The 19,584-nt window shown below is 44.4% G+C and carries 7 protein-coding genes and 2 pseudogenes; all 9 read left to right on the top strand.

The genetic code is table 11. The features are described from left to right. The first annotated feature begins 64 nt into the window (after positions 1-64). On the top strand, positions 65-1,423 hold the full coding sequence (locus ACFQ0C_RS04260) for an ABC transporter substrate-binding protein (protein WP_379364289.1): 1,359 nt from the start codon (positions 65-67) through the stop codon (positions 1,421-1,423). A gap of 78 nt (positions 1,424-1,501) precedes the next feature. Next, positions 1,502-3,298: a cache domain-containing sensor histidine kinase gene (locus ACFQ0C_RS04255; protein ID WP_379364287.1), complete on the top strand. Its 1,797-nt coding sequence runs from the start codon at positions 1,502-1,504 to the stop codon at positions 3,296-3,298. Between the two features lie 16 nt (positions 3,299-3,314). Next, on the top strand, positions 3,315-4,922 hold the full coding sequence (locus ACFQ0C_RS04250; protein WP_379364285.1) for a response regulator: 1,608 nt from the start codon (positions 3,315-3,317) through the stop codon (positions 4,920-4,922). 566 nt (positions 4,923-5,488) lie between these two features. Continuing rightward, on the top strand, positions 5,489-10,795 hold the full coding sequence (locus ACFQ0C_RS04245; RefSeq protein ID WP_379364283.1) for a glycosyl hydrolase 115 family protein: 5,307 nt from the start codon (positions 5,489-5,491) through the stop codon (positions 10,793-10,795). 112 nt (positions 10,796-10,907) lie between these two features. Then, positions 10,908-12,509, top strand: a complete 1,602-nt coding sequence (locus ACFQ0C_RS04240) for an S-layer homology domain-containing protein (protein WP_379364281.1) — start codon at positions 10,908-10,910, stop codon at positions 12,507-12,509. A 25-nt stretch (positions 12,510-12,534) separates the two neighbouring features. After that, positions 12,535-16,074 (top strand): CBM96 family carbohydrate-binding protein, encoded by a 3,540-nt coding sequence (locus tag ACFQ0C_RS04235; protein WP_379364279.1) that lies wholly within the window; start codon positions 12,535-12,537, stop codon positions 16,072-16,074. Positions 16,075-16,358: 284 nt separating this feature from the next. Further along, positions 16,359-18,626 carry a chitobiase/beta-hexosaminidase C-terminal domain-containing protein gene (locus ACFQ0C_RS04230; RefSeq protein WP_379364277.1) on the top strand — a complete coding sequence of 756 codons (2,268 nt, stop codon included), beginning with the start codon at positions 16,359-16,361 and terminating at the stop codon, positions 18,624-18,626. Positions 18,627-18,771: 145 nt separating this feature from the next. Further along, positions 18,772-18,992, top strand: a pseudogene (tnpA, locus tag ACFQ0C_RS04225) (IS200/IS605 family transposase); the annotation flags it as partial. Between the two features lie 70 nt (positions 18,993-19,062). Further along, positions 19,063-19,197, top strand: a pseudogene (locus ACFQ0C_RS04220) (transposase); the annotation flags it as partial. Positions 19,198-19,584: the final 387 nt, after the last annotated feature.

Here is a 19,584-nt window from a genome sequence, read left to right as displayed (position 1 = left end):
CGGGTGTATTCCTTACCAAAGGGTTCATCAATATACAATAATAAATAAAGGTGGGAAAATTGAGATGAAATGGATGAAGATGCTTGCAGTCACATCTTGCGTTTCTGTGGCGCTTGCCGGCTGCGGCGCTGCAAATCAGGGAGAGAAGAGCGGAGGGACGCCTTCTGGAAACGCTCCAGCCACAAGCCCTGCCGCAGGAAGTAAAGACGCTAAGGTCACTTTGAGCTTCTGGGATGATAACGCAGGGCCAAACCGGACGCCGTTCTATCAGGAAATGTTCAAGAAGTTTGAAGAGAAATACCCGAATATCCATGTCGAATATGTCGGAGTTCCTCAGCAATCGTTTAAACAAAAGTTTGACGTTGCCATTGCTTCGAATGATACACCCGATGTCGGAGCAGTAGCCAACAACTATGTATCGGACTTTATGGCGAAAGGCGCTCTGCTCGCTCTTGATCCCTATTTCGACAAATGGGCTGACAAAGACAAGATGATTCCTTCTGTCATCAACTTTATTCGTACGCTGGTGCCGGACAAGAAGCTGTATATGCTGCCGAATACACTCTACATGGATTTATTCTGGTACCGGTCGGATATGGTCAAGCAGGCGGGGCTGAATCCTCCTGGAACATGGGACGATTTCTTCAAAGATGTCGAGAAGCTGACGGATGCGGGAAAGAATCAGTTCGGCTATTCCATGCGCGGGGGCACGGGCAGCATAAATCAGCTTACCACAGTGATGTATTCGTACTCCGCAATTCCCAATTATTTCGATCAGAACGGCAAGTCGACAGTCAACGATCCGAAAAACGTGGAATTTCTGAAAAAATATGTAGCGCTTTATAAAAAGAATACACCGACCAGCGACATTACGAACGGCTATAAAGAAATGGTCGCAGAGTTCGGCAGCGGTGCGACCGCCATCATGCAGCATAACTTCGGCTCCTATAACGATAACGTGAAGGCGGTCGGAGAGGATAAACTGGCCGGCGTGCTGCTCCCCAAATCTCCCGACGGAAAGCAGGTTGTCATTACCCAGCCTAACGGATACAGCATCTTTAAAAATACGAAGCATCCCGAGGAAGCGTTTAAGCTTCTAAGCTTCCTGGCATCCAGCGAGATGCAGACGTATTGGAATCAAAACATCGGGCAAATGCCGACTAACCAGGATTCTATGACCAGCGACTATGTGAAGAACGCCAAGCACCTCCAGGAAGGCTCCAAGATTTTAGCGGACAGCAATACCAAGGTTCTAGACGTTCCGGTTTATTTGCCGGATTACGCGGGCTTGGTCACGCAGCAGCTGGAGCCTAACTTTCAAAAGGTACTCTCCGGAAGCATGACGTCTGAGGAGTTCCTGAACGGTTGGGCGAAATCTATTGAGAAGTCAAAGCAGGACTACGATAAGATGACGAAGAAATAATATATGGTTAGATTAATGTAGATAATGTTTTATTAATGTAAACGATTTCATAGGCACGCTGTCGGTTGGAGGGGAAGTATGAAAGGGACTCGCTCGATTACATCTACCATTCTATGGAGACTCATTCCCGGCCTTATCTTTTTCGTCGTATCCACCGGCCTTGTTTCTTACATTTTATCCTCGGAACAGCTGAAGTCCAATGCTTATGACAACATTTACGATACCGTTTCCCAAACGAAAAATTATTTAGACGACCGTCTGGGCGTTTTATTAACAGCGGTCGTCGCCCTATCTAACAACAATAGCAACAAAGATTTGACTCAAACGTTGCATGCTTCCGAAGAACCTGATTATATTCTTGGGCCGTCGGATTATATTGTATTAAATCAAGCGATAGACCAGATATTCACTAACGATTATTACGATATGGTCGATTCGGTCGTTCTGTGGTACAACAACGGGGAGGTTTCCTTCACAAGAACGGATCGTTTCTACCCTCTTCTGAACTTTTCCGCAGCGCCTTATTTAAAACGACGGAATGAGAATTCCTTCGAAACCGTATTTTGGAAAAATATTCACGAACGGGACCTCCCTTCGCCTACCTTTGAAATACCCAAGGTCGCCAGTCTTCACACATGGCTTGGAATCAAGGGGGCCGTGCCCCGGGGAGTATTCATTGTCAATATCAAAGAAAGTTTTTTTTATAAAATATTAAATTCCCCCAAGATCAGCAATAACGGCTACCTGTTTCTGCAAAGCCCCGACGGCATTATGCGTTTTAAACCGGTAGAGGATAAATATAAGCTAAATGACGATGAGCTTCAGGAGAAGCTGCTTCATGCCCCGAACGTAAGAGGTCGGCTGGACATCCGCAACGACAACGGCTCGAACATGGTCGTTATTTACGATACGGTAAGTGTGAACCGTTGGAAGATCGCCGCCGTTTATCCAGAAGAGGAGCTGCTCAGCAAGGCGAACTACATTAAATATGTAAGTTTTGTGGTAATGCTGGCCGCCATCCTGTTTGCGCTCATTTATTCGAATATGCTGGCCAGATATATTTCCAAGCCGATCAAACATTTAACCAGACAGATTGACCGCATCCGGGAAGGTAATCTGAATGTTAGCGTACGGCATTGGCCCCAGTATGAAATGGTCATTTTAAATCATGGCTTGCATGAGATGGTCGAAAGGATCAAGATGCTCCTGCATCAGGTCGAGGTCGAGCAGGAGATCAAAAGACAGGTTGAAATCTCGCTGCTGCAGGCGCAAATCCAGCCGCATTTCCTGTATAATACGTTATTTTCCATCAAACAGCTATGCGATATGGGAGAGTCGGAGGACGCCAGCAGGATGATCTCCGCCTTATCCACGTTCTTCCGCATTTCGCTCAGCAAAGGAGAGGAGGTCATCCCGATTGAGCAGGAACTGGAGCAAGTTCGCACGTATTTATTCATCCAACAGATGCGATACGGGGAGTTATTCCAGTATAAAATTGATGTCGATCGGGCTCTTTTGAATGATTCCATTGTTAAGCTGACTTTGCAGCCCATTGTCGAGAACGCAATCTATCACGGGATTAAGAAGGGGAATCACCCGGGGCTGATCCGGATCAGCGGTTATAGTGCGGACGAAGACATTTATTTATATGTCGAGGACAACGGAGCCGGAATAGAGGAGCGGAAATTGGCCGAAATCCGGGAGAGCTTGTCCCGGAAAAACCCGATTCAAGTGGGCTTCGGTATCCTCAACGTACATCGAAGGCTTCAAATGATGTTCGGGTCGAATTACGGCTTGCAGTATGACAGCGAACCTGACAGTGGAACCATTGTGACGATCAGAATCCGCAAAGTTCACGATAATAGAAATGGCTGATGGGAGGCGAACTGCTATGCACAACCTGATTATTGCCGACGATGACGTCATTATTCGAAGGGGATTGAGCAAAACTATCGATTGGGCAAGCCATGGGTTTAACCTCGCTGGAACCGCGGGAACCGGCAGGGAGGCGCTCCTGCTGGCTGGGGAACGGAAGCCGGATATTGTTTTGAGCGATATTCGGATGCCCCACATAGACGGGCTCGAGCTGGCAGAACAATTGATGGGGAAGTACCCTGATGTGAAAATTATTTTGATGACGAGCTACGAGGATTTCGAGTACGCGCAGAAAGCGTTGAAGCTCAAGGTGTTCGACTATGTACTCAAGCCTTTTGAGAATGAGGCGCTGATTGAGACGATGCAGCGCGCGGCTGCCGAGCATGACCGGGAGTGTAAAGTACGAAAGCAAATTTATGACAGCATGCCACTATTACGTCAGTTGTTCTGGGAGCGTTTGATCTCGGGACGATTTCAGGAAATCGAGCTTGCGGAGGAAGCCCAGTTTCTCGGAATTGACCTACAGGCCAAACACTTTGTTACTAGCGTCATCAAGCTGGACGATTACTTTTCACCCAAGGTCCGCAACCGGTTCGGGCAGGAAATGCTAAGGTATTGCGTGGGCAACATCATTCAAGAAATGACGGCGCATTTGGAGCAATGCTACGTCTTTCATTATGACGGCGAGGAAATTGTTCTCGTTTTTGGATCGCAGGATGAGCGGGAGGTGATCTCACAGCGAATTCAATGGTTGATGGAGGAGTTCCGTGGCAACGTTGAAACCTATTTGAAAACGACAGTTACTGTAGGGGTGGGGCAGGTCTGCAAACGCCCAATTTCCATTCGCCGTTCCTATGTCGAAGCTAAAACGATGCTGGAATACCGTCATATTGTCGGCACGAATCAGGTGCTGATTGCCAAGGATGTCGATCTGCAGCCGGTGGTCGAGACGGCGGGGCCGCAGGGCTGGGAGCAGGAGCTTCTAGTGAAAGTGAAGCTGGGGATGAGAGAGGAGGTTCTGGCCATTATCAGCCGATTGGAGCAGGATGTGCTCAATCGGAAGTTCGTGCCTCTCCAGGAATTACATATTCTTGGAACAGAGATCGCACTGTTGCTGTACCGCGAGTTTTGGGAGTGGATTCATACATGGCAGATGAAGCAGCGGTTCGGAGGGTTCACTCATTTCTGTACAAATTTACAAACGATGACTACGTCCAAAGAAATTTTTGCTGTTATACGGGAGTTTGTAATCGAACTAATCGAGGAAATCGACTCAAGGCGCGACAGTCATCAAAAGCAGCTGCTCGGCAAGGCATACCGGTTTATTGAAGACAATTACAGCCGAGAAGAGTTATCTCTTCAGGAAGTGGCTGACCATGTGAATGTAAGCACAGGCCATTTGAGTTCAATTTTCAAAAAAGTTGGCGGTAAGGTCTTCTCCGATTTCTTGCTGGAAATCCGCATGAAAGCGGCACTGAGTTTGATGAGTCGGGAAGACTGTAAAACCTATGAGATCGCGTATAGGGTCGGGTTCAGCAATCCACAGTATTTTAGCGTCTGCTTTAAAAAGTATACGGGCTTCGCTCCTTCGGATTACCGGAACGGCAGCCGTTTGCGCTATTAAAATCATTGATTATGATTTTTAACAGTTTGATGCGTTTTTTTAATTCGCTTTATCGCTGCCTTCATATACAATAAGGGACGAAAAGTAGTTGTTAATGACAAGCATTACGGGAAAGGGGCAAGGTTCATGCAAATGCCTTTTCTTCAGGTGGGAGCTTCCTTCTGCTGGTCGTCATACAACTAAGAAACTTCTTTTTGGCTGTCTAGTTTCTATGTAGCATTATAGTTTAATAGATTCCAAGATTTGAGGATATAATTTATCCCTTAAAAAATCGTGTCTTGACAAGCATTACAGTTGTCGATGAACCCGCGAATTGTTACTGAACCAAAAAATTTAAAAGAGGCTGAAAATAAGTGTTGTACATTAATTGGTCAGTCGTAGTTTTTTTGGCCCTAAAATTATTTTCAGATTTATATAAAAACAACCCTATTTAAATTCCGCTTGGTAACGCTTACGCTAACGATGACGAGGAAAAATTTGGATGGAGGTGGAGTCGATAGCCTTTATAAGAACGTACCGTCTCAATTATGTTTCCCAAAATACCTCAAGAGGAAGGGCAGTGAAGAATGAAAAATCGAATAAAACGATGGATTGCATTGGCATTTGTATTCACGATGATTTTACAGACAAGTATTGCAGCTGCGGCTGTGACTGCAAATGCCGCAGAAGCAAAAGGACTTGAGAAACAAATAAGTAATCCTGGCAGTTATGTGTCAACTGAAACTACAGGAAATGATTTTAAATTAGTGGAAAATGGAATTTCAGCAAATTTATTTGTGGATAATAATGATTCTATAAGTGTCAAGAGAGCAGTTAATGATTTTAAGAAAGATATTAAGAATGTTACTAATGTTGAAGCACAAATTGCAAACTCAATACCCAACAGTGGGAATGTGGTGATATTCGGTACTATTGGTAGTAGTGAAGCAATTGACACTCTAATAAACAATAACAAGTTAAATGTAGAAGAATTAAAAAATAGCGATGGAAGCTATAAATGGGAAGGCTTTATCATTGATGTTGTTGAAAATCCATTTGCGGGTGTTGGCAAGGCATTAGTTGTAGCTGGAACTGATAGAAGAGGTACTATTTTTGGACTATATGATATTTCTGAAAAAATGGGAGTATCTCCATGGTATTATTTTGCTGATGTTGCCATCTCAAAGAAAGAAAACGTATATATCAAGGCAGATACTAGAATTATAGATTCACCGGATGTGCAATACAGAGGGATTTTTCTAAATGATGAAGAAAAACTTAATGAGTGGGCAAAAGCAAATTCAAATAATGGGACAATAGGACCTGAAGTATATAATAAAATATATGAATTATTGTTGAGACTAAAAGCAAATTACTTATGGCCTGCTATGCATGTTAATGGATTTAATAATAATCCTGAAAATGCAAGATTAGCTGATGAATACGGAATTGTAATGGGGTCTAGTCACCCTGAAATGTTTTTAAGAAACAATAATATGGAATGGCCTGATTGGAAAAAAAATTATGACGCTATTCACAAAACAGATGTTAAATATGACTATACAGTAAGCCCTGAGGCCGTACTACAGTTTTGGAAAGATAGCCTTACGAGAAACAAGAACTATGAATCTCAGTGGACATTAGGTATGAGAGGTGCTCACGATGAGCCATTTACTACTGCAAATATCAATAATGGCACATTTCCTGGTGCTACTGAATTAGAAAGAAAGGTTAATTTGCTTGGAAAAATTATAAAAGATCAACAGGGAATGATGAAGGAAGTTTTGGGGGAAGAGGGATATAAAAAGGCCTTCAAATTGCTTATTCCATATAAGGAAGTATTGCCTCTATATGATGCAGGTTTAGAGGTTCCAGATGATTTAACAATAATGTGGGTTGATGATAATCATGGATACATGAGAAGGCTGCCTAATGAAGCTGAAAGAAAAAGAAGTGGTGGGCATGGTTTATATTATCACGTTTCATATTGGGCACCAGCAGATCAAAGCTATTTGTGGCTAGGTGGTTCTCCATTGGCTTTAATGGCAGAAGAATTACAGAAGAGCTATGAGTCAGGGATTCAAAAAGCTTGGGTATTAAATGTTGGTGATTTAAAGCCTTTGGAAGGCGAAATGGAGTTTTTTCTTAGATATGGTTGGGATGTTCATAAATATGAGAACAATCCAAATAAATTCTTAAAAGAGTGGATTAGCAGACAATATGGACTTCAGTATGCAGATGAAGTAACAGACATTGTCAACACGTATTATCAACTAACTAGAAATAGAAGACCCGAACATATGAGAATTGATGCGTTTGATCAATTGCATTATGGTGATGAAGCAACTAAGAGAATGGTAGCCTATCAAAATATTTTTGATAGAGCAAATTCAGTGTATAATAGCTTGCCAGAAAATATGCGAGATGGTTTTTATGAACAAGTCTTATCTAAAATTCGATGGGTATATTATGTAAATAAATCATACTATTACGCAGATAGAAGTAACATGGCATATGATCAAGGAAGGCTTTCTTCTGCAAATAATTATTTAGCGCTGTCTCAAGAGGCAGATCAGAAAAAGAAAGATGAAATAACATATTATAACAAGGGGCTAGCTGGGGGTAAATGGAATAAAATAATGGACCCTGAGGTTCATGCTCCACCAATAATCCCTCAATGGCCAGCGGGATCACCGGCATTAAAATTAGGAGATCCTGAAATGGGCGCAATAGTGCAAGGTGAAGAAAATGTAAGTGATAATTCAGTTATAGAATTCTCGGAATTCAATCAAGGTGGAAAATATTTAGATATTTTCAATAAGGGAGCAGGAAGTTTTGAGTGGACTGCTTCTGCTGACAAGGAATGGATTAAACTTTCCAAAACAAGCGGAACAATTATGGATGAAGATCGTATTTGGGTAAACATAAGCAATCTAAGCAGCCATAAGGGTGAAAGTAGTTTAATAACTTTAAAAAGTGGAGCAATAGAAAAGACCATAACAGTAAGAATAAGAGCAACATCTATAGGTTTAGATAATGTGCAAGGCTATGCTGAAGCGGATGGGTATATATCCATGGAAGCCGAGCATTACAGCAGAAAAAATGATGCAGGAGCTTTAAGGTGGCAGGAAATTTACAATCTTGGAAGAACAAAGGGAGATGTTATGAGATCATATAACCCATCCCTAACAAGAGTCCCAGAAGATAAAATAAAAGAATCCGCACCTTCTTTGGAATATGATGTACAGTTTGAAAGTGCAGGAAAATTTCCGATGCAAATCTATAGAGTACCTACTTTAGATTCGAAAGGAACTATAAAATTTGCAGTTTCAATTGATAATGGGGATCCAATAGTTGTATCCAGTAATGCAGTTGACGAAGGCCAAGGTACAGATTGGGTAAAAAATCTTTTCCCTCATATTGAAAAACATGTTACAAATGTTAACATTCCAACAGTGGGTAAGCATACTGTAAAACTTTGGATGATTGATAATTATATCATGATTGATAAGATGGTCATTTATACAGATGAACGCGGTATTTTATATGCTGACAATGGACCTGCTGAAAGCTATCACAGTACATATAACAATACGTTTTCTTCTGGATTTGATATGTTGCCTCGTACTGCTCCTGTAGCACAAACCAAAAAAGATATAACAGCTTCATGGGGAAAAGGTGCCATTCTTGAGAAAAATGGAAAGGTATCAATAGAACCAGAAATAGCCATGGAAAATAGCGAGTATGCAAAAGTAATAGCAAAAAGCGGAAATTCATGGAGAATAACGCAGTCTGATACAGGCTATGCAATGAGACTGCCAGATAAAGGCGAAATTTGGTCCAATGCAGCAGACTTAGTAAGTAAAAGTCCTGAAATGCAATTTAAGGTAAAATTTTCCACACCAGGTACCTATAATGTATGGATGAAAACTAGACTTATTGACGAGTCTGCTGATTCTATTTATGGAGGCATTGATGGTGTATATAAATCACAGAGCTTTGATACATCTGGATTCTGGAACTATGGAATAGATGAAAAATGGGTGTGGCCGTCGAAAAAGTATGGCACTATAACTGTCCCTACAGCAGGAGAGCATACTTTCAATGTTTGGATGAGGGAAGACGGTATTGTTGTAGATAGAATTTATCTTACGACATCATCAGAGAACCCTCCTAGTGATGCAAGTTGGGTTGTCTCAGAAAGAGCACTAGAAAACCCTGATAGTATTGCTTTAACGAAAATGTCTAGTGCGATTGATGCTGTTGAAAAAAGATTGCAGGATGCACCTGTTCCTGTTGGAACAGATGTTGGTAGTTATGGAAAAGCTGAATATGACCTGGTGCTTTCTTCTATACAAGAACTGAAAAATCTGAGAGATAGTGGCACTAGAGATATGACTGTCATTGATAATGCTATTGCAAAGCTATCAGATGCAGAGCGTAATTTAAGAAACAGTCAAAAGCTAGTTGATGGGCCATTTAAATACATTGCCTATCAGAATTTTGATCGAAATGAATTAGGCAAATTGCCTTATGGATTTAATGTGCAAAGTTTAACAAACGGCGGACAGGCTTTTGTAGCCGAAGAGGATGGCAAACGATTCTTACGCTTTGCCTCTTCTAGCACAAGCGGGACTCAGGCATTGCTTCAATTGCCATTCGGGGAAGAGGGAGCGGCTGGCAAAGAAATTGTAATTGAGATGAAAGTAAGACTGCCTAAGAGTGCGGGATTTACGAATTTTGCTTACATTTCTACAGCTCCAGGTTCATATGCGATTGCAGCAGCTTTTGATCAAAATACGGATAAAACCAAGAAGCAAGTGATGATGCAAGACGACCAGAACAAAAAAATGGTCGCTGCCTTCGAAGACAATAAATGGTATGATGTAAAGTTTGTTGTAAATACGACGAACAAGACATACAGTGGTTATTTCAACAATCAGTTAGTCGCTAAAGATTTTAAATTCAGAGTACAAGATGGCGATAAACTCAACTTTTATATGTTCGGTTTGGATAAGTATGTGGACGGAATTTACGATGTCGATGACATGAAGGTGTATTTAGCAGCAACTGCAGAGGAAATCGCCCATGCCATTACATCATTAACGTACCACAACAATGCGCTAGATCTTCCGAATAATTCTGGATATAAACTGGAAATTGCTAGCTCAAGTCACCCTGAAATTATTTCAACCGACGGAGTTGTAACCCCTCAGAAGAAGGATGAAGAGGTAAAGGTTATGATTAAGGTTACAAAGATTAGTGATGGCACTACGGCAGTAACGGCTCCCATTACGGTGCTCGTAGAAGCCGAGAATAAGCTCGCGATGCCTGCAGCGAGCCCGGTGCCGGGAACTTATACGAGCGCACAAAAAGTATCACTTACAAGCGCAACTGCGGGCGCTTCCATCTACTACACAATAGATGGAAGCAATCCGACAACAGGGAGCGCCTTATACACGGGCGAAATCGATGTGAAGGAAAGCAAGACGATTAAAGCCATTGCAGTAAAAGAAGGAATGGCATACAGTAATGTTGCTGAATTTAAGTATAAGATTTTAAGCGAATCGGGTGCATATGCAGTAGAGACCACCTTCAACATCGCTTCCTTACAGCCAAGCGAAACACTTACCGCAAAAGTGAAGGTTACGAATCATGATGCAGCTGAACAGCCTGTACTGGTCATTGTCGCTTTGTATGACAGCAACGAGCAGATGGTTAATTTGTCATTCATATCCAAAGTCGTTGCAAATGGAAGCAGCGAATATCTCAATGCTGGCTTTAAGCTTCCTGCCAATGTAGAGGGTCATGAGGCGAGAGTATTTGTATGGAAGGGCGCAGATCTTGAATCATCCGGCATGAATCCATTGGCTAACATCACTACATTGAGATAGTTTCTAGAAGATTGGGGGACGAGCTGCTTCATCGTTTGCGCTCAATCGGCGGATAAAGTCCGTCCCCATGCTGCAAGTATTGCAACTACTATCAGGAAAAGATGGTGAGTCTATGTTAAAGAAAACATTAATGATGTTACCCATAATGCTGTTATTCTTGATGAGCAGCATTGTATATGCCGAATCATCCGACTATGAAACCAATTGGGCGTCCAAGGAAATTACCAAGTGGCAATCTTCAGGAATTGTTAGCGGATATCCAGACGGGAACTTTAGACCGGATGCTCCGATTACTCGTGCGGAATTTTTTAAGTTAATTGCTGAAACGATGGGATTAACAGAAACCGTGCAGACAAATTTTAAGGATGTTTCGGCGGACGCATGGTATACAGACTATATCGCAAAAGCTGTTGCAGCGGGATATGTTCAAGGGGATGGGGATTACAACGTAAGACCCAACGACCCCATTACACGTCAGGAAGTCGCCAAAGTTTTGTCTATGGCTTTTAATGTGCCGGAGGCAAATGAAGCGAACAGCTTCAAGGATGCCAAGGATATTGCCGACTGGAGCAGAGGGTATGTGGGCGGATTGGCGCAAGCCGGTTATATATCGGGATATGAAGATCAATCATTCAAACCTGACAGGCAGATTACTCGTGCTGAAAGCGTGAAGATGTTTGACAATCTGGCAGGGGAACTGTTCGTGCGTCCAGGAACGTATTCAGCTTTGGATGTTCCGGGAAACGCTCTTATCAATAAGAAAGGCGTTACGCTAAAAAATGTAAAGATCAAAGGGAATTTGTATGTAACGGCAGGAACCGGTGAGGACAATGCTATTCTGGACAACATCACGGTAACAGGGGAGGTTGTCATCACCGGAGAACATACATCCATTACCATTTCCGGCAATTCGAACATAGACAGCATTAAAATTTTTGCAGATGGTGTGAAGATAAACGGGCAGGCAGAAAAAAAGGGAAGCGTTTTGAAGATTGAAAACGGGATTGTTGCAGTCATAACGGATCCGACGAATTCAACGGATCCAACGAACCCAACGGATCCGACGAGCCCAACGAGCCCAACGAGCCCAACGAGCCCAACGAGCCCAACGAGCCGAACGAGCCCAAAGAACCCAAAGAACCCAACGGATCCGAATTCAGGAGGTGACTCAAGCGTACACGTAACCGGAGTAAGCTTGAATCAAACCGCGGCCTCGTTGAAGGTAGGGGAAACTATAACATTAACGGCCACGGTAGCGCCAGCGAATGCGGACAATAAGAACGTGCGCTGGAGCTCGAGCAATGAGTCGGCAGCGATCGTAGAGTACGGCAAAATCACAGCAAAAGCAGAAGGAACCGCAGTCATCACTGTAACGACCGACGATGGAAGCAAAACGGCGAGTTGTACGGTGACGGTAACAAAGCAGGTCAAAGAAGGGGTAATTTACGATGTAACGACCACTGTCAATGACGCAAGCAAGAAGGTTACCCTTGAAGGCTTTGTGGGTAGCGGCAGCGGAAAAGCGGTTACGGTAAAAATTACAGATCCGCAAGGCAACGTGGATTGGATTGGTCAGACGGTAAGCGGCACAGAAGGGAAATTTACATTTACGTTCACGCCGAATAACAAGATTCAAGGAGAGCTCACGGCGGCGTTGGGGACAAATGGATTAGCCACACCGGTACTCGTTAAGTTTAAGTATTTGGCAGACTAAAATAGAAAGGTGGCCAGAAAACGATATGAAATTACTGTCAAAATATTTACTCATCGCCATCATCGTCCTCATGTCTATTGGACTGTCGCAAATTGCTCCTTTTCCAGCGTATGCCACGGATGCTCAACCTGCTGTCTATCATCCGACGGTCGATACGTATGTACAGGGGAATAGCTCTACGGTCAAAAAGAACGACCAGATTCTTGATGTTAAACTTAAAGGCGCAAATGAAGGGACAAATACGACTAGAGTGGCATTATTGAAGTTCGATTACAATGATTTTGCGGGCAATACGGTTAAACAAGCCAAGATCAGATTGTATGCAACGACTGCCGATACATTGCAGACCAGAGAGTTAAAGCTGTCCGGGATCCCGTATGGTTCGTGGGATGATAACATCAACTCATTTGGTAATATCCCAACAGCTAACGCTACGGAAATCGGGAGATTCTCTGTATCGACCAGTGAGCTTCCGAAATGGTATGAAGTCGACGTAACCGACTATATTAACAGCCAAATGGTCGCCAAGATGGTTTCCTTTAAGCTAGAAGTAACGACAGCCATCGATAAATCCAAGGTTACTTTTGCAAGTAATGAAGCGACGAGCAATAGACCAGAGCTGGTGCTTTATAGTCCCGACCCTGAGCCGGTGAACACACCGCCGGTCACAACAAATGTATACAATAGCGGCGTGGCAAAGGTTGGAGGAACGTTAACGGGGCTTTATACTTTCACGGATCCCGATGGCGACACGGAAGGAACGTCAACTTACAAGTGGCTAATGGCAGATACAGAGAATGGCACGTACAGCACCATTACCGGCGCGACGTACAAGACGTTGCAGCTCACTTCAGCGCATGCGGGCAAGTTCATCAAATTTGAAGTCACGCCTGTAGATGCGAAAGGGCTGGCAGGCGAAGCTAAACAGAGCGCGGCAATAGCGATTGAAGCTGTGAATCTACACGAAGTCTATCATCCGACGGTCGATACGTATGTACAGGGGAATAGCTCTACGGTCAAAAAGAACGACCAGATTCTTGATGTTAAACTTAAAGGCGCAAATGAAGGGACAAATACGACTAGAGTGGCATTATTGAAGTTCGATTACAATGATTTTGCGGGCAATACGGTTAAACAAGCCAAGATCAGATTGTATGCAACGACTGCCGATACATTGCAGACCAGAGAGTTAAAGCTGTCCGGGATCCCGTATGGTTCGTGGGATGATAACATCAACTCATTTGGTAATATCCCAACAGCTAACGCTACGGAAATCGGGAGATTCTCTGTATCGACCAGTGAGCTTCCGAAATGGTATGAAGTCGACGTAACCGACTATATTAACAGCCAAATGGTCGCCAAGATGGTTTCCTTTAAGCTAGAAGTAACGACAGCCATCGATAAATCCAAGGTTACTTTTGCAAGTAATGAAGCGACGAGCAATAGACCAGAGCTGGTGCTTTATAGTCCCGACCCTGAGCCGGTGAACACACCGCCGGTCACAACAAATGTATACAATAGCGGCGTGGCAAAGGTTGGAGGAACGTTAACGGGGCTTTATACTTTCACGGATCCCGATGGCGACACGGAAGGAACGTCAACTTACAAGTGGCTAATGGCAGATACAGAGAATGGCACGTACAGCACCATTACCGGCGCGACGTACAAGACGTTGCAGCTCACTTCAGCGCATGCGGGCAAGTTCATCAAATTTGAAGTCACGCCTGTAGATGCGAAAGGGCTGGCAGGCGAAGCTAAACAGAGCGCGGCAATAGCGATTGAAGCTGTGAACACACCGCCAGTCACAACAAATGTATACAATAGCGGCGTGGCAAAGGTTGGAGGAACGTTAACGGGGCTTTATACTTTCACGGATCCCGATGGCGACACGGAAGGAACGTCAACTTACAAGTGGCTAATGGCGGATACAGAGAATGGCACGTACAGCACCATTACCGGCGCGACGTACAAGACGTTGCAGCTCACTTCAGTGCATGCGGGCAAGTTCATCAAATTTGAAGTCACGCCTGTAGATGCGAAAGGGCTGGCAGGCGAAGCTAAACAGAGCGCGGCAATAGCGATTGAAGCTGTGAACACACCGCCAGTCACAACAAATGTATACAATAGCGGCGTGGCAAAGGTTGGAGGAACGTTAACGGGGCTTTATACTTTCACGGATCCCGATGGCGACACGGAAGGAACGTCAACTTACAAGTGGCTAATGGCGGATACAGAGAATGGCACGTACAGCACCATTACCGGCGCGACGTACAAGATGTTGCAGCTCACTTCAGTGCATGCGGGCAAGTTCATCAAATTTGAAGTCACGCCTGTAGATGCGAAAGGGCTGGCAGGCGAAGCTAAACAGAGCGCGGCAATAGCGATTGAAGCTGCAAATCTACACGAAGTCTATCATCCGACGGTCGATACGTATGTACAGGGGAATAGCTCTACGGTCAAAAAGAACGACCAGATTCTTGATGTTAAACTTAAAGGCGCAAGTGAAGGGACAAATACGACTAGAGTGGCATTATTGAAGTTCGATTACAATGATTTTGCGGGCAATACGGTTAAACAAGCCAAGATCAGATTATATGCAACGGCTGCCGATACATTGCAGATCAGAGAGTTAAAGCTGTCCGGGATCCCGTATGGTTCGTGGGATGATAACATCAACTCATTGGATAATATCCCAACAGCTAACGCTACGGAAATCGGGAGATTCTCTGTATCGAACAGTGAGCTTCCGAAATGGTATGAAGTCGACGTAACCGACTATATTAACAGCCAAATGGTCGCCAAGCAGGTTTCCTTTAAGCTAGAAGTAACGACAGCCATCGATAAATCCAAGGTTACTTTTGCAAGCAATGAAGCGACGAACAATAGACCAGAACTGGTGCTGGATAGAATCGGTCCTGCACCAACGAACACACCGCCGGTCGCATCGAATGTTTCCATTAGCGGCGTGGCAAAGGTTGGAGAAACGTTAACGGGGCTTTATACTTTCATGGATGCCGATGGCGACGCGGAAGGAACGTCAACGTACAGGTGGCTAATGGCGGATACAGAGAATGGCACGTACAGCGATGTTGCCGACGCGACGTATAAGACGTTGCAGCTCACTTCAGCGCATGCGGGCAAGTTCATCAAATTTGAAGTCACGACTGTAGATGCGAAAGGGCTGGCAGGCGGAGCTAAACAGAGTGCGGCAATAGCGATTACAGCTGTAGACGAGGGTAAAAAATTCACGGTAAATGCTTCTTTCAATCTTAGCAAGCTGGAACCGTTAAAAAGCCTTAACGCCAATGTAACTGCAGTCAATACTGGCAATATCGACAAGGATGTACTTGTCATCGTAGCGCTTTATAATCAGAATGATGAAATGGTTAACCTGTCCTATTCATCAAAGAAAATATTAGCCGGACAAAGCGAACAGATTGTTGCCGGATTCAAACTGCCTGGTAATGTCGACAGATTCAATACGAAAGTATTTGTCTGGGAAGGAACAGATATTAAAAACTCAAACATGATTCCTCTATCAAACATCATCAGCCTATCAAGCTAGAGCCGTAGCGGATCAAGCAGTTACAAGCTTCCTCGCTGCTCGGCATGGGTCAGAAAGGTTTCATAGAGCGACTTTACATGGAGTGGCGGGCATGATAGGTGGGCATCTCGCGAAACAGCGGAACCCTTGTGGTTTCGCGCTTTCGCAAAGAATCATGCCCGCAGAGGCTCCATGTCAAGTTGCTCTATTATTCATGGAAGCAACCAACTTGTCCCATGAAGTATAGCGAAGAGCCAGTTACAATTTGTTGCTTTAGCAATGAAATTGAGAGGGGAAAGCCACATATGTTTGTTGCATACAGATGGAAAATAGGATTGTTCAAGCTGCTATGTGTGGCAATGCTCCTGAGCATGCTGCCATTCGTTCCGGCGGCAAGGAGCGCCGTTGCTTATGCCGCCGACGGCTCTGCTCCATTGGTTTCCGGACCGATCAAGATTGCAACTGTGGGCGACAGTATTACCGCAGGTTCGGGCGCGTCTTCTGGCAATAGTTACCCGGCGCAATTGCAGAGGCTGCTGGGAACGGATTATCTGGTAAACAATTATGGCCTCAGCGGCTCTACGCTGCTGAAAAACGGCGATAAGCCCTACTGGAATCAGACTCAGTACACCGACAGCAAAGCTTTTCTGCCCGATATCGTTATCATCCAACTGGGAACGAACGATGCAAAAAGTCAGAACTGGGCTAAAAAAGACCAATTTTTAGCCAATTATAAGGAATTAATCACGATCTATAAGAACCTTGCTTCACATCCTGCAGTTTATGTGGCGTTGCCGCCGAAGGTTTTTGGCAATAATACGTTTAATATTAATGGCACGGTTCTAAAAGATGAAATTACCCCCTTAGTGCAACAAGCGGCGTCTGAAACTAACGCGACCATCATTGACAACTATGTGGCAACGAAGAATCTGGATGCATACTTCCCCGACAAGGTGCATCCCAATGACACCGGCGCGTTTGCTCTGGCCTACAACGTGTATAGAAGTCTCGGGTTTCCGGGAACGGGAGCAAAAGCTTCATTCTACGGGGAAATCAATTATGGGGGCGGAAGCGTTACATTGCCTGGAGGCGCTTACACTGCGGGAATACTGCAAGCGGCAGGGATGACCGACAAAAGCATATCCTCATTGAAAGTAGCCAAGGGCAGTCTTGTGGCGGCATACGAGAATGGGGACTTCACAGGCGGCAGCTGGATGTTTAATCAGGACAAGGTTTCCTTAGGCATGGAATCTGACAACAAAATATCCTCCTTGAGAATCATCGTGCCGGGAGAGCCCGTCAAGTACGAGGCGGAACTGCTAACAGCTGCAACATCCAATGGAACAAGCGTGGTGAACGTTTCTGATTCTGCGGCAAGCGGCGGCATTTGGGTCAGGGCAGATCTGACGGAGGTAGGACAGTATGTTGAATATACCGTGAATGTGCCCGCTGCGGGAACATATCATGTTGTATTCAGAACAAAGGCTCATCCGTGGAGACCGATATTCAAGCTGTATATCGAAGGGAAACCATACGGACCTGAGCTTGACGGATACTATCCCGATCCGGGGATCTACAAGGAGATGGACGTCGGGGATGTAACTTTTGCATCCGCCGGGAACAAGACGTTCAGATTCCAGATAACCGGCCAGAACGCCCAAAGCACAGGCTGGTATGTGTCAACGGACTATATTCAATTAACGCCCAAGCCTCTGACCGTTACCAACGTGGCAATCGCAGGCGAACCGAGTATCGGCGAGCAGCTTATGGCGAAAGTCACTTTTGTGAAGGGGCTCAACGATGCCAACGCAGCTGATTTCAAGTATCAATGGTATAGAAATGGCAGCAAAATTTCAGGGGCGACAGCCCAAAGCTATACCGTCGCTGAAGCGGACAGAGGCAAAGCGCTTTCCGTCGTTGTAACCGCGAGAGACGTTATCGGAGCAGAAGGGAATACGATAACAAGTGCTTCTATTGATATCGCAGCAGCAAGAAATAAGATCGCGATGCCTGCGGCAAATCCGGCGCCGGGAACTTATACAAGCGCGCAAAAAGTAGCGCTTACAAGTGCAACAGAGGGTGCGTCCATTTACTTTACAACAGATGGAAGCAATCCGACAGCAGAGAGTACCTTATACACGGGCGAAATCGATGTGAAGGAAAGCAAGACGATTAAAGCAATTGCAGTAAAAGACGGAATGGAAGACAGTAATATTGCTGAATTTAAGTATACGATTTTAAGTGAATCGGATCCATATGCAGTAGAAACCGCCTTCAACATGGATTCTTTACAGCCAAACGAAACACTTGCTGCAAAAGTGAAGATTACGAATCATGATGCAGCTGAACAGCCTGTACTGGTGATTGTCGCTTTGTATAACAGCAACGAACAAATGGTTAATTTGTCATTCATATCAAAAGTTGTTGCAAAAGGGAGTAGTGAATATCTCAATGCCGGTTTTAAACTTCCCGCCAATGTAGAGGGCCATGAGGTGAGAGTACTTATATGGAATGGTGCAGATATTGAATCATCCAAAATGAATCCGTTGGCTAATGTCACTACATTGAGATAGTTTGTAGAAGATTGGGACAGGCCTGCTTCATCGTTTGAGTTAACAAGCTCCGGGTCTAAACCCACTGGCTTTCAGGCAGTGGATCCTTGCAGGACTTGCAGACACTTTAGTGTCCTCTGTTAGAATAGTGACAGGGTGATGAAAAATGAGCTACATCAAATACGGAAGCCATACCGTATACGATCTAGAGTATCATATCGTATGGACAACAAAGTATCGATATAAGTGCTGCAAGGACGGATAGCGGAACGACTGAGAGAACTGATAAGACAAGGTTGCGAAGCGAGAAACATCAAAATCGTGAGAGGGAACATCGGAAAAGAACATGTGCACCTACTGATCTCATACCCGCCGACAATCGCGCCGAGCCAGATCATGCAGTACCTGAAAGGGCGCTCATTGAAAATGCTACAGGAAGTAAGAGTTAAGGAAACGCTACTGTGGGCAACACCTGTGGGCACCAGGGTACTTTTGCAGGACGGTAGGGACAGTGACGGAAGGAATCATCAAGGAATACATCGAGAATCAAGGGGAAGAACGGGACAACGAGACATTCCGGATCGAAGAGTGAGTTTCAGTCACTTCGATTTGTCAGGGGTTCAGTCTTTTCTCGAGCACGAATAATTCAAACCTCACTACGCCTGTTATCAATCTGTAAAATGCCTAAGCACTTTATAGTATTCCTAATAGCTGGGGAAAATTCGGACCAAACGCGGTCACGGGAACCGCCTATTCAGTAACCGATTCATTGACCTTCAATCAAGCATACTAGAGGTGGTTGGATATAAAAAGTTAGTTATAAAGCAATATCATTTTGAAAGAATGAAAGGAAATGCAAATGGTGAAAAGCGGAAATTTTTCAACAAATAGAAATTTGAAAAAACTTGTTGCATTGTTATCGTATTGTCGATGATTTTTTCGTCCGTAAACCTAGTGGATGTGCGTGCTGAAGAAAATG

The sequence above is a fragment of the Paenibacillus sp. GCM10027630 genome, from assembly GCF_042676305.1.
Classification (GTDB): domain Bacteria; phylum Bacillota; class Bacilli; order Paenibacillales; family NBRC-103111; genus Paenibacillus_S.
The sequence above is the reverse complement of the archived record's forward strand: the minus strand, read 5'-3'. Positions and strand labels throughout refer to the sequence as shown.